The following is a 12,842-nucleotide window of genomic DNA, read 5'->3' on the forward strand; positions in this document are numbered from 1 at the left end:
GTCAATTTGCTCAGCCCCAAAGGCTGCACTCAGTTCGCGGATCAGATTCAGGCCGGTATCGACGAGGCCGGACGCGGCTGTCTTGCCGGTCCGGTGGTGGCGGGGGCAGTCATATTGCCCTCGGATTTCGACCTTCCGGGCCTGACCGATTCCAAAAAGCTCTCCTCGCGACGGCGCGAGGTGCTTGCACAAGCCATCAAGGCCCAGGCAGTGTCCTGGGCCTTAGGTTTTTCCTGGCCCGGCGAAATCGACCGCATCAATATCCTGCAGGCCACCTTGGCCGCCATGGCTCGTGCCCTGGACGCCCTCACGGTCTGTCCAGGCCTGGTTCTGGTGGACGGCAACCAGCGTTTCCCCTCTTCCCTGCCCCAAATGACCGTGGTCGGCGGCGACGCCCTCCATCCCTGCATTTCAGCGGCCTCCATCTTGGCCAAGACCTTTCGGGACGATCTTTTGCTGTGCATGGACCAGCGTTATCCGGGTTACGGGTTCGCCGTGCACAAGGGATACGGCACCAAGGCGCACCTTGATGCGCTGCGCAGGCTTGGTCCGAGCCCGGCGCACAGGGTCAGTTTTCGTGGCGTGGGGCCAGCGCCCCGGGAGGCGCAGCTGTGGCTGCCCGGCATCTGATCACGGGCAAGGCCGGCGAAGAACTGGCTGCCGCGTTTTTGGCGGAAAAGGGACTCAGGATTGTTGAACGAAATTTCAGCTGCACAAGCGGCGAAATCGATCTGATTTGCGAGGATGCAGGGACGATCGTCTTTGTCGAGGTCAAGACCCGTTCCGGTCATGTGCGCGGGGAGCCCGGCGAAGCCATCGGACCGGCCAAGAAGAAGCGCTTGATCAAGGCGGGGACGCTATACCTGAGCCGTCATCGGGCCTGGAGCAGACCATGCCGCTTCGATCTGGTCAGCATACTATTTCTGATCGGAGAAACGGTCGTCGAACACTGGGAGGATATCATTGATGTACGGGACGGTCTGGATCGTGGCCACGCCCCTTGGCAACCTTGGTGATTTCTCTCCCCGGGCGCGACAAACCCTGGAAGAGGCTGATGTCATCCTGGCCGAGGACACCCGGCGGGCCGGTCATCTGTTGCAGCTGGCCGGTATTGCGGGCAAACGTTTTCTGAGCCTGCACGAGCACAACGAGGGCTCCCGCATTGCCGAGGTGCTGGCGCTTTTGGAGCAGGGGCTCGATGTCGCGGTGGTTTCCGACGCAGGAACTCCGCTCATTGCCGATCCCGGATACCGTCTGGTCGCCGCCTGCCGTCAGCATGGGATTCGTGTCGTGCCGGTGCCCGGTCCCTGCGCGCCCATCACGGCGCTCATGGCCAGCGGTCTTCCTCCGTATCCATTCGTTTTTCTTGGATTTCTGCCGCGCAAGGGCGGAGACGCGCGCGCATTGCTTCGGCCCTATGCACAGCTCGGCGCGACTCTGGTTTTCTTTGAGCGCAAGAACCGGGTGCTCCCGACCCTCGCGCTTGCCTTCGAGGTGCTGGGAGAGAGGGAATTTTGTCTGGCCCGGGAATTGACCAAGAAACATGAGCAGTTTATCAATGGCAGGCTTGGTCAACTCCAGGAATTCACGGAAGAGCTTCTGGGCGAGGTGACCGTGATCATAGGTCCCCCCGAAGAGATTGCCGCCACGTCCAGAGCCGAGGTTCTGGAGCGGGTCCAGGGGCTGATGCTGGAAGGCATGCACGCCAAGGACGCGGCCCGGACCATGCGGGATCAAACCCGGGGCTGGTCGGTCAAGCAGATTTACGAACTGATCCTGGAACACGACGCGGAGTAAGGGTGGATACGCGGATCCTGCTGCAGATTTTTCTGCGAACATATATGGTTGGCGCCACATTCAACACCAAGGGGATGCAGAATGTCGGGCTGGCGTATATCATGGAGCCGGGTCTGCGTGCGCTTTACGCCGCCGAACCGCGAGCCTTGAAACGTGCGCGGGGCCGCTATCTGAAGCATTACAACACCCATCCTTTCTGGACGCCCCTTTTGGTCGGAATTTTTTTGTCCATGGAGAAGAAGATAGCTCTTGGAATGCTTCCTGCGGACATTCTCCCCAAATTGCGCTCGACCACGGTTTATACCCTGTCGGCACTGGGTGATTCCTTTTTTGGCGGCAGTTTTCTGGTTTTGTGGTCCCTGGTCGGCGTCAATCTGGCGGCCGCAGGATACATCTGGACGCTTGCGGTTTGGATTTGCCTGTGCTTCTGCGGGTTGCAGCTTTTCAAGATGTACACCTTCGGACGCGGCTATGCCCAGGGCCTTTCTTTCCTGCAACGGCTAAGGTCCTGGAATCTCATTGACTGGGGTCAGCGGCTAAAGCTCATGAACGGCTTTCTGGTGGCCCTTTTTCTGTTGCAGGCAGCACCTGCCGGCGGGCTGTGGACCCTGGTCTGGGCCGCCTGTGCCGGACTTTTGGCCCTGGCCGGGTTCATGCGTGAGTGGGATCGCTTCCTGATTTTGGCGGCGTTGGTTCTGGGCGGCCTAGTGGCGCCCTGGGAAAAGATTTTTGCTTTTGTATCCATGTAGGTGATTTGAAATGGATGAAGTGCAGGAAAAGATTATCCGGGTCGGGAACAGCCTCGGGCTTCATGCCCGGCCCGCTGGAAAGATTTCTCAGGAAGCCCAGCGCTATGCGGCTTCCATCACTGTGCACTCCTGTGACATGGAGGCCGATGCCAAATCCATCCTTGATCTGCTTACCCTTGCCGCCCCGCAAGGGACCGAACTGATCCTGCGCGCCCATGGCCCCGATGCCGCCGATGCCCTTTCAAGTCTTTCGAAACTTTTTGAAGACATGTTCGGAGAGGATCGCTGATGGCTTCCCGCACGCTCTTCGGTATCCCCGTTTCGGCCGGCATTGCCATCGGCCGCGCGTATTACCTGAACAAAAATCATTTCTCCGGCACGGTCCGCCAGACCGTGTCCGATGCGGATGTGCCTTTTGAAATCGAGAGGCTGAACCGGGCATTTGATGCTGCGCTGCACGATCTGGAAAGGATTTTGAGCCTGGTACCGGAGGATCTGAAGGAACATTCGGCCATCATCGAATCGCACCTCATGATGCTTCGCGACCAGAAGTTTCGCAAGCGGGCCCTGGACCACATCGCCCTCACCAAGATCAACGCGGAATGGTCGCTGGAGCGGGCCGTCGGGGATGTGCAGGAGATATTCGCCTCCATCGCCGACGAGTACCTGCGGCAGCGCATGCAGGATGTGCGTCTGGTGGCCGAACGGGTGCTGGGCAAGCTGGTCGGGGGAGAGAGCGGACATCAGGCCATCAAGCACCGCGCCATCCTGCTGGCCCATGATCTGTCCCCGGCCGACACCATCGAACTGGACGTCAACAAGATCATGGCCTTCGCCACGGCCCAGGGGGGCAAGACCTCCCACGCGGGCATCCTCGCCAGGTCCCTGCAGATTCCGGCCGTGGTCGGCATGGAAGGGCTCGGAGACGACCTGGCTGAGGGCGGGATCATCATCCTGGACGGTTTTCATGGGCGCATCATCATCGACCCCGACGAAGACGAACTGGCCCGCTACACGGACCTGCAGGCCCAGTTCGAGGGCTATCAGGCCACGATCATGCGTTCCTGCCACCTTCCCGCCGAGACCATCGACGGTTACCGGGTACAGGTCCTGGCCAACATCGAACTTTTCGAAGAGGTCGTCGCGGTCAACGACAACGGCGGGGAAGGCATCGGGTTGTTCCGCTCCGAGTACAGCTACCTGAACCGCGACGGAATGCCTACCGAAGACGAATTGACGGAAATCTACATGGACATGGCTTCACTGGTCGCGCCCAAGAAGCTGGTCATCCGCACCCTGGACGTGGGCGCGGACAAGCTCATGCGCATGCAGTCCTCGGCAGAGTCCAATCCTGCCCTGGGCCTTAGGGCCATCCGCTACTGCCTGAAGCATCGCGAGGTCTTTCGGACCCAACTGCGAGCCATCCTGAAGGCCAGCGTGCTTGGCAACGTGTCCATCATGTTCCCCATGATTTCGGGCCTGCAGGAACTGGTCGAGGTCAAGAAGTTCTACCGGGAGGTCCAGGAGGAGATGCACGCGGAAGGGATCTGCTTCCGCGAGGACATGCCCATGGGCATCATGATCGAGGTGCCGAGCGCCGTCATCACTGCCGATTTTCTGGCCCGTGAGGTGGACTTTTTCAGTATCGGCACTAATGACCTCATTCAGTATTCCCTGGGCATCGACCGCACCAACAAGGATGTGTCCTATCTGTACCAGCCCTTGCATCCGGCCATCGTGCGCTCCCTCAAGTGGGTGGTGGACTCGGCTCACCGAGCCGGCATCGAGGTCTGCCTGTGCGGCGAGCTTGCGGCCGATCCCTTTTGCATCCCGGTACTCATGGGCATGCAGGTCGACTCCATCAGTCTCGGGCCCCAGTCCATTCCGGGCATCAAGCGCATCGTTCGGCAGGCCTCCATGGAGGAATGCAACGCCCTCCTGAAGCAGGTCATGGCCAGCCATTCGGTGGCCCGCAACAATAAGCTCGTCCGGGAAATGATCTTCCGCCGTTTTCCCGAGGAGCTCATGTTCTACTCCTCCCTGGTGGACGACTAGATTTCAACTTCAAGGATTTTTTCATGTGCGCCAAGCCTACAGGCATCAAGATCATCGCGGCCAACCGCAAGGCCCGTCATTTTTTCGAACTGCTCGATTTCATCGAGGCCGGCATCATGCTGACCGGCTCCGAGGTCAAATCCCTGCGTGAAGGAAAAGTCAACTTCATGGATGGCTATGTACGCATCACGGAAGGCGAGGCCTTTCTCTCGGGCGTGCATATCTCCACTTACGCCAACGCCGGTTACGCCCAGCATGTCCCGGATCGGGAGCGCAAGCTGCTCATGCACCGCCATGAGATTCATTCGCTCAAATCAAAGATGGAGCAGAAGGGACTGACCCTGGTGCCGACCAAGCTCTATTTCAAGGACGGCAAGATCAAGATCGAGCTGGCTTTGGCCAAGGGCAAGAAGGTCTACGATCGGCGCGAGGACTTGAAACAGAAAGCCGTGAACCGGGACACCGAGCGGGAGATGAACCGGGCCTGAGAGGCGTCGGTCATCCCCCGGTGCGGCATCAGGCTGGCGTGTTGATGCCGTGCAGGTATTCCGCAACGCTCACGCAGGCCATGCCCGCGTCCCGGATGTCCTGGATGTTGGCCAGGTGGATCTGCTGCGTGCGCGAAGACGAGGCGTCGGTCAGCAGGGTCATGTGGTAGCCCAGGCTCAGTCCGTCAAACAGGGTCGTGCGCAGGCAAAAAGGCAGCTGGGTGCCGGTCACGGCCAGGTGCGTGATTCCCTTGCGGCGCAGGATCAGGTCGAGCTCCGTGAACATGAAAGCGCTGAAGCGTTTTTTGACGATGCGGTACTCGCCCTCGATGGGCTCAAGCCCTGGCGCGATGCGCACTCCCGGGGTGCCGGGAACCACCATGGGCCGGGTTTTCAGGGCTTCCAGGCGGGAAATTTCGACGTCGGAGCCATCGCCGCGGTATTCGCGCACGATGTGAAAGACCGGCAGGCCAAGATCCCGAAATCGAGTCAGGATCTTGCGGATGACCGGAATGGTGGCATGGGCCCCGGCTACCTCGCAGGCCCCGCCGGGCACGGCGAAGTCGTGTTGCATGTCGATGATCAATAGGGCGCGGTTATGCTCGTTCATGGCTGCCTTCTTGCGGTTGTAATTGTAAAAAATCTGCCCTAGTGCGTGAGTTCGGGGCATGGGTCCGATTTCTAGCCGGAGCACCCGCCCCCGGCAAGAGACTCTTTTATCCCCAAGACCAACGAGTCGGGAGTATTCATGATCGGTTACTTGACCAAGAAAATATTCGGTTCCAGAAACGACAGATACCTGAAAACCTTGCAGCCCACGGTCGGCAAGATAAATGCCCTGGAAAAGGAAATGCAGGCTCTTACCGATGCCGAGATTCCGAGCCGTTTCGCGGGGTACCGGGAAGAAGTGGCCGGCGGGCGCGAACTTGATTCCCTGCTGCCCGAAGTCTTCGCCCTGACCCGCGAGGCCAGCCGCCGGGTGCTTGGCATGCGCCATTTTGACGTGCAGCTCATGGGTGGCATGATCCTGCACCAGGGCAAGATCGCGGAGATGAAGACCGGCGAGGGCAAGACCCTGGTCGCGACCCTGCCCGTGGTTCTGAACGCCTTGTCGGGAAGGGGCGTGCACGTGGTCACGGTCAACGACTATCTGGCCAAGCGTGACGCGGCCTGGATGGGGCAACTTTATACGTTCATGGGATTATCCGTCGGCGTTATCGTGCACGGCCTGTCCGACGCCGAGCGTCAGGAAGCCTATGGCGCGGACGTGACCTACGGCACCAACAACGAGTTCGGGTTCGACTATCTGCGCGACAACATGAAGTTCTACAAGCATCAGCTTGTGCAACGTCCGCTCAATTTTGCCATCGTCGACGAAGTGGACTCCATCCTCATCGATGAAGCACGTACTCCGCTCATCATTTCGGGCCCGGGCGAAAAATCGACCTCGCTCTATGGCCGCGTCAACGCCATCATTCCCAAGCTGGACCGTGACGAGCATTTCACCATCGATGAAAAGGCGCGCACCGTCGTGCTCACCGACGAGGGCGTGGCCCATTGCGAAGAGATCCTCGGCGTGACCAATCTCTTTGACCCGGCCAACATCACCCTGCAGCACCATATTCTGCAAGCCTTGCGCGCCCATTACCTCTTCACCCTCGATGATCACTATATCGTCAAGGACGGACAGGTGGTCATCGTCGATGAGTTCACCGGCCGGCTCATGCCCGGGCGGCGTTTCAGCGACGGCCTGCATCAGGCCCTTGAAGCCAAGGAAGGGGTCAAGGTCGAGGCCGAGAACCAGACCCTGGCCAGCATCACCTTTCAGAATTTCTTCCGCATGTATGAGAAGCTGGCCGGCATGACTGGTACGGCAGATACCGAAGCCGTGGAGTTCCAGCAGATTTACGGGCTGGAAGTCGTGGTCGCTCCACCGAACAAGCAGATGGTGCGCAAGGATTTCCCCGACGTGATCCTGAAGACGCAGGCCGAAAAATTCGCGGCCATCGTGGACGAGATCAAGGGCCTGCACGCCAAGGGGCAGCCGGTTCTGGTCGGCACCACATCCATCGAGAAGTCCGAGTACATCGCCTCCCTGCTCAAGAAGAAAGGCGTTCCGCATGAAGTCCTGAACGCCAAGTACCATGAGAAGGAAGCCGAGATCGTGGCCATGGCCGGACAGAAAGGCCGTGTGACCATCGCCACCAACATGGCCGGCCGAGGCACGGACATTGTCCTTGGAGAAGGCGTGCGCGAGCTTGGCGGACTGCACATCCTTGGCTCCGAACGCCACGAGAGCCGACGCATCGACAACCAGCTGCGCGGCCGCGCCGGGCGTCAGGGCGACCCCGGTTCCTCGCGCTTCTACCTGGCTCTGGACGACACGCTCATGCGTCTCTTCGGATCCGACCGCATCGCCGGAATCATGGATAAACTGGGTTTGGAAGACGGTCAGACCATCGAGAACCCGCTCATCTCGCGGTCCATTGAAAATGCCCAGAAGCGGGTCGAAGGACACAACTTCGAGATCCGCAAGCAGCTCATCGACTACGACAACGTCATGAACCAGCAGCGCGAGGTCATCTATTCCCTGCGCCGCGATTTCATGATCGCCGATGACCTGCAGCCCACGGTGGAGGAGTTCGTCGACGACCTGCTCTCCCAGGTTTACGAGCCCCTTGAAAACAAGAAGGGACATACCGAATCTCCCGAAGAAATTCGGGGCATGATCCGCTCCAAGCTGGACGAGGTCTTCGCCATGGAGCGCATGGCCCCAGGTGGAAAATTCATCGAAAAGGACGAGGCGCGGACCGCGATCCTGTCCGTTTTGGAGGAACACCGCGCCGCCGCTCCCGATCAGTACCAGGAGATCCTGCGCTTCTTCCTGCTCGACGCCCTCGATCGCAACTGGAAAGACCATCTGTTGCAGATGGACTACCTCAAGGAAGGCATTGGCCTGCGAGGATACGCCCAGCGCGATCCCAAGCAGGAATACAAGCGCGAGGGCTTCGAGCTGTTCGAGGACCTCATCTTCCGCATCCGCGAGAACACCATGAAGGCGCTAACCCACCTGCGCATCGAGGCGGTCAAGCAGGAGGAGCTGAAGCATGAGGAACAGGAAGACGTGAAATATGTCGGCGGCAACGACCCCGCCGACAAGAAACCGGACACGGTGCGGCGGGTCGACCCCAAGGTCGGCCGTAACGACCCCTGCCCCTGCGGCAGCGGGCAGAAGTACAAGAAATGTTGCGGTAAACTGGCCTGAACAGAAAACCCCGGTGCGAGCCGGGGTTTTTTGCTGAGGAGAGGCTTCTGCGGGAATTTATGGGTCCCATGGGACCTATAGGTCCTACAGGACTTGTCATCCGGGAAAGCAAAAACGGCGCGGGCCGGGGATCATATCCCCGGCCCGCGCCGTTTAGCGTCGTGTTTCAGACTGCGGCTATTTGCCCATCCAACGCTTCACGGTCTCCGGATACTCCTTCAGGAAACGCTGAGCGTTTTCTTCGGGGCTTCCGCCGTCCTGGTTCCAGGCCATGACCATTTGCAGCTGAGCCGGGGAATCCCACTTGAAGTTGGAGAAAAAGGCATGAACTTCAGGCATGTCCTTGTCCAGACCCTTGCGCACGATGGCTTCGATCTGCTCTTCGCCGCCAAGGATGCCCTTGGGGTCTTCCAGGTACTTGAGTTCCCACTTGCCGAACATCCAGTGCGGGGACCAAGCGGTGACGACCACCCATTCATTGTTCTTGATGGCGTTGTCCAGAGCTGCGGTCATGGTCGCGCCACTGCCTTCCATCAGTTCCAGCTTGTCCAGCTTGTAGTCGGCGATGACCTGCTCGGACAGCTTCATGAGGCCGGCGCCCGGATCGATGCCGATGATCTTGCCGTTGAATTTGTCGGCGTTGGCGTTCAGTTCCTCAATGGAATTGATGGTGACGTACGCAGGTACGGCCCAGCCAAGTTTGGCTCCGCCGGAGACCACGGACACTTTTTCGACCTTGTCTTTGACCTTTGCGTAGTAGTCGGCATGGGTCACGGGCAACCAGGCGGTGACCATGGCGTCGACGTCGCCGGTGCCGAGGGCCTGCCACATGGCTGCGGCTGCGACCGCGAGGGTTTCGACTTCATAGCCCATTTCTTCCAGGGCGGCCTTGGCGACCGTGGTGCTGGCCGTGGCGCAGTCCCATTCGACATAGGCCAGGCGAACCTTGCCCTTGGCGGCCATGGCAGGTTGAACCAAGAGCATCAGACACGCGATGGTAAGTAGAATTCTTTTCACAGGTAACTCCTTTGTTTTAGTTTTCTTTTCGGGTGCCAAGCTTCTGCAGCACCCGGTCCAGGATCATGGCCACGATGACGATGGCTATGCCCGCCTCGAATCCGCGCCCCATCTGCAGGCGCTGGATGGCTTTCCAAACCTCTCCGCCCAGACCCTTGGCGCCAATCATGGACGCGATGACGACCATGGACAGGGCCAGCATGACCGTCTGGTTGATGCCGGCCATGATGGTCGGCGCGGCCAGGGGCAGGTCCAGTTTGTATAGTCGCTGCATGCGCGTTGCGCCGAAAGCGGTGGAACATTCCACCAGCTCTGCTGGAATCTGGCGGATTCCGAGGCACGTGAAGCGGATCGCCGGAGGCATTGAAAATATGACCGTGGAAAAAATGGCCGCTGTCTTGCCCAGTCCGAAAAAGGGGATGGCCGGGATCAGGTAAACAAAGGCCGGCATGGTCTGCATCACGTCGAGGACAGGCATGACCACCTTGTATGTGCCTTTGCTGATGGCCGCGCAGATACCCAGTGGTACGCCGATGGCGATGGCGCAGAGCGTGGCGACCAGGACCAGGGCGATGGTGCTGATCGTCGCGGTCCAAAGTCCCATGTTCCAGATCAGTGCAAGGCCAAGAGCGCTGCCCAGGGTGAGTTTACGCTCCTTGGTCAGGAACCATACGCAGGCTCCCACCAGAACAATGAAAAGCGGGATCGGAATGAGCAGCAGGCCGCTCTCCATGGCCCCGAGAAGAGTTTCGACCACCTCGGCGCTGGCTTTGGTGATAAATGACAAGTGTTCGACCAGAAAGTCGATGCCAGTCTCGATGACTTCGCCTACCGGCAGTTTGTACTCGTTCATACGGCACCTCCTCTTTCAGCCAGGGCCGCGACCAGAGTGCCGCGCACAATGACGCCCTTGAATTTGTTTGCTTCATCGACCACGGCCAGCGGGTAAGGCAGCTCGGCCATTATGCTGAAGAGATCATGGGCTGCCGTGTCCGGATAAACAGTCTTGATATCCGTGCAGATGGCTTCGGTCAGGCTGCCCTCGCCTCGTTGCGCCAGGATGGCTGCGGCGTCGGCGGAGACGATCCCTACCAGCCTGTGCGTGTGATCGACGACGAAGAGATGGGCGATGTTGTGCTTGCGCATTTTGCGCAGGGCCGCGCGGGGACCGTCTGTGCGCAGATAGGCCACGGCCTCGCTGTGCTTCATGACGGATTCGGCGGTCAGGACCTTGGTGATGTCCACGTCCTCGACGAATCGCGCCACGTATTCATCGGCCGGGTGGGTCAGGATTTCTTCCGGTGATCCGATCTGCACGATGGCGCCGTCCTTCATTAGAATGATGCGGTCGCCGAGCTTCAGGGCTTCGTCCAGATCATGCGAAATGAAGACGATGGTTTTCTGCATCCGTTCCTGCAGGCTGATCAGTTCATCCTGCATGTCGCGGCGGATGAGGGGATCGAGTGCACTGAAGGCTTCGTCCATGAGCAGGATGTCGGGACTCAGGGCCAGCGCCCTGGCAAGTCCGACTCGCTGCTGCATTCCGCCGGACAGCTGGCGCGGATATGATGCGCCCCATCCGTCAAGGCCGACCAGGGAGAGAGCCTCATCGGCCAGTTTCAGCCGTTGCTCCCTGTCCATACCCTGGATTTCAAGGCCGAGGGCGGCGTTTTCGAGCACGGTGCGGTGCGGAAAGAGGGCGAAATTCTGGAAGACCATGCCCATCTTGCGTTGGCGCAATTGCCGCAGCTCGTCTTCGCCCATGGTCAGGACATCGCGTCCGTCGATGAGAATCTTGCCAGCGGTAGGCGTGATCAGGCGGTTCAGACAGCGCACAAGCGTGGATTTTCCGCTGCCGGACAGGCCCATTACGACCACGATCTCCCCTTCATGCACTTCGAAGTTGGCGTTGTTGACGCCTACGCCGTGCCGGGTGGAGGCCATGATGTCGTCCTTGCTTTTGCCTTGGGATAACATCTGCAAAGCTTTCTTCGGGTTGGGGCCGAAAATTTTATACAGACCTTCAACATATATTTTTGCCATTAAGTCTCCTTGGCTCAAGTTAACGACGCGCGCTTTCTTGCGCGCCTTTTTGCAGCATTGGATAGACTAGGGGAAAAGGGCGAGAGATCAAGGGGAGGGAGCGGGGACATATCGGGTATGGGCGAATACCCGATAGATCAGAATGGAGGATGCTGTTGCACAAAGGCGGAAAGGGAAATCGGGCCGCCTTTGAGCCCGAGCTTGCGGCGGATGTTTTTGCGGTGTGTCTGCAGGGTTTCAAAGGAGATGCCGAGCTCCTCGGCGATGGCCCGGCCTTGCCAACTCTGCTGGATGAGACGGCAGATGTCCATTTCGCGGGGAGTGAGCCTGGCAAAGAGATTGGCCGATTCGGGGGTGGTCACGCCCATGTCCGCGATCTTTTCCTCCAGGGCGGATCTGTAGGCCTGGCGCACCAGGGGAGAATCCTCCAGGGCGATGCGTTCCACCGTCGGCAGAACTTCTTCCCGGACCTGCTGTACAAGCTCATCCTTGAGCTCCTGGCGCTCTTCTTCCACATTGCGCAGGACCTGCTTCAGGGCCGTGTTCATGTCCGCGACCGCCAGTCGGCTCTGGGCCAAATCGCGTTCAAGGGCGATGCGTCCGCGCAGATCGCGCATCATGAACTGGAACAGCCGCACTTCTCCCACGCTCAGGCATCGAACGCCCAGCTTGACCGGTGTTTCCTGGCCGTCCGGTCTCAAGGTCGTGAGGGTGCCGCGCCACGTTGCCCCGTTTTTCAGGGATCTGGCCGAGGCCTGGACTCGCGCTTCGTCCACGGTGCGGAGGATGCGCCGGAACGTGGAACCGGCCAGCGGTTCTTCTCCTTTGGCGTACAGGGAGTGGGCTTTGCGGTTGGCGGCAAGGATACGGAATTGTTCATCCGTGAGCAGGATTGCGTCACGTGCGTCGTTGAACACGGCATTGAACACGGCATAATCCAGCGTGGCGGCCGAGGGTTCGGGATTGTCCGTGGCCAGGATGCCGAGCTGTGAGGAGATTCTCACGGTGGCCAGGACACCTCCCTCGGGTGCAAGGCTTTTGGGCAGGGGCATGATCCGCAGGTTTATGGGCTGCCCCGAAGGTCCGGTCAGCGTGTGCGTGGTCCCTGGGGAAAGGCGGGCCTTCAGAAGTTCTCCGTTCGGGCAGTCTATGCCCAAGGCGTTGCACAGGGAAGTGCCGGGAGAAAGGTCCCATTCCTCGAATTCTCCCGCGTGCGCTTCGACGACGCGCCCTGTGGCGTCGCAAAAGAAAAATACCGTTGGCATTGGCGAATCCTGGAGTTTTTTGCCGTCGCGCGGTCAGGCATGGGCCCGCCCGGACGCGGCGCAATTTACGAACCGCCCCAGGCTAGAGGATGACGGGAAAAAACACAACAGCCATAAGCGGTTATTGCGCACCATGATTCATCGGTGTTTTCCGGGGAGCCTG

At 59.6% G+C, this 12,842-nt stretch carries 13 protein-coding genes; 8 read left to right on the top strand and 5 right to left on the bottom strand.

Annotation, left to right across the window (positions count from 1 at the left end):
- Window positions 1–6: 6 nt before the first annotated feature.
- From BMZ40_RS01215 to smpB, 7 genes are read left to right on the top strand one after another with little or no spacing between them, the layout of a single operon-like run.
- The gene (locus tag BMZ40_RS01215) at window positions 7–630 is read left to right on the top strand and encodes a ribonuclease HII (protein ID WP_092372315.1); all 624 of its coding nucleotides are present in this window, start codon (window positions 7–9) and stop codon (window positions 628–630) included.
- Complete coding sequence (locus BMZ40_RS01220; protein WP_092372316.1) at window positions 612–1,016, top strand: YraN family protein; 405 nt, start codon at window positions 612–614, stop codon at window positions 1,014–1,016. Before BMZ40_RS01215 ends, BMZ40_RS01220 begins: the two co-directional genes overlap by 19 nt.
- Window positions 967–1,797, top strand: a complete 831-nt coding sequence (gene rsmI, locus BMZ40_RS01225) for a 16S rRNA (cytidine(1402)-2'-O)-methyltransferase (protein WP_092372317.1) — start codon at window positions 967–969, stop codon at window positions 1,795–1,797. The genes BMZ40_RS01220 and rsmI overlap by 50 nt, the downstream gene beginning before the upstream one ends.
- 2 nt (window positions 1,798–1,799) lie before the next feature.
- Window positions 1,800–2,546: a PTS system mannose/fructose/sorbose family transporter subunit IID gene (locus tag BMZ40_RS01230; RefSeq protein ID WP_092372318.1), complete on the top strand. Its 747-nt coding sequence runs from the start codon at window positions 1,800–1,802 to the stop codon at window positions 2,544–2,546.
- Window positions 2,547–2,556: 10 nt separating this feature from the next.
- Complete coding sequence (locus BMZ40_RS01235) at window positions 2,557–2,835, top strand: HPr family phosphocarrier protein (RefSeq protein ID WP_092372319.1); 279 nt, start codon at window positions 2,557–2,559, stop codon at window positions 2,833–2,835.
- Window positions 2,835–4,601: a phosphoenolpyruvate--protein phosphotransferase gene (ptsP, locus tag BMZ40_RS01240; RefSeq protein WP_092372320.1), complete on the top strand. Its 1,767-nt coding sequence runs from the start codon at window positions 2,835–2,837 to the stop codon at window positions 4,599–4,601. Before BMZ40_RS01235 ends, ptsP begins: the two co-directional genes overlap by 1 nt.
- Window positions 4,602–4,624: 23 nt before the next feature.
- Complete coding sequence (gene smpB, locus BMZ40_RS01245) at window positions 4,625–5,089, top strand: SsrA-binding protein SmpB (protein ID WP_092190188.1); 465 nt, start codon at window positions 4,625–4,627, stop codon at window positions 5,087–5,089.
- 28 nt (window positions 5,090–5,117) lie between these two features.
- Here the strand turns inward: smpB and BMZ40_RS01250 are convergent, their stop codons facing one another.
- On the bottom strand, window positions 5,118–5,699 hold the full coding sequence (locus BMZ40_RS01250) for a cysteine hydrolase family protein (protein ID WP_092372321.1): 582 nt from the start codon (window positions 5,697–5,699) through the stop codon (window positions 5,118–5,120).
- Window positions 5,700–5,837: 138 nt separating this feature from the next.
- Between BMZ40_RS01250 and secA the strand changes: the two genes are divergently transcribed.
- Window positions 5,838–8,354 carry a preprotein translocase subunit SecA gene (gene secA / locus BMZ40_RS01255; protein ID WP_092372322.1) on the top strand — a complete coding sequence of 839 codons (2,517 nt, stop codon included), beginning with the start codon at window positions 5,838–5,840 and terminating at the stop codon, window positions 8,352–8,354.
- A 177-nt stretch (window positions 8,355–8,531) separates the two neighbouring features.
- Here the strand turns inward: secA and BMZ40_RS01260 are convergent, their stop codons facing one another.
- The 4 genes from BMZ40_RS01260 to BMZ40_RS01275 all read right to left on the bottom strand — a co-directional run bounded on the left by BMZ40_RS01260 (window position 8,532) and on the right by BMZ40_RS01275 (window position 12,679).
- Window positions 8,532–9,371: a glycine betaine ABC transporter substrate-binding protein gene (locus tag BMZ40_RS01260; RefSeq protein WP_177192955.1), complete on the bottom strand. Its 840-nt coding sequence runs from the start codon at window positions 9,369–9,371 to the stop codon at window positions 8,532–8,534.
- Between the two features lie 16 nt (window positions 9,372–9,387).
- Complete coding sequence (locus BMZ40_RS01265) at window positions 9,388–10,224, bottom strand: ABC transporter permease (protein WP_092372323.1); 837 nt, start codon at window positions 10,222–10,224, stop codon at window positions 9,388–9,390.
- Window positions 10,221–11,414, bottom strand: a complete 1,194-nt coding sequence (locus tag BMZ40_RS01270) for a quaternary amine ABC transporter ATP-binding protein (protein ID WP_092372324.1) — start codon at window positions 11,412–11,414, stop codon at window positions 10,221–10,223. The genes BMZ40_RS01265 and BMZ40_RS01270 overlap by 4 nt, the downstream gene beginning before the upstream one ends.
- A gap of 137 nt (window positions 11,415–11,551) precedes the next feature.
- Entirely contained in the window at window positions 11,552–12,679 is a 1,128-nt protein-coding gene (locus BMZ40_RS01275) for a LuxR family transcriptional regulator (protein WP_092372325.1), read from the bottom strand.
- Window positions 12,680–12,842 lie beyond the last annotated feature (163 nt).

The organism is Desulfomicrobium apsheronum (assembly GCF_900114115.1).
GTDB classification, from domain to species: domain Bacteria; phylum Desulfobacterota; class Desulfovibrionia; order Desulfovibrionales; family Desulfomicrobiaceae; genus Desulfomicrobium; species Desulfomicrobium apsheronum.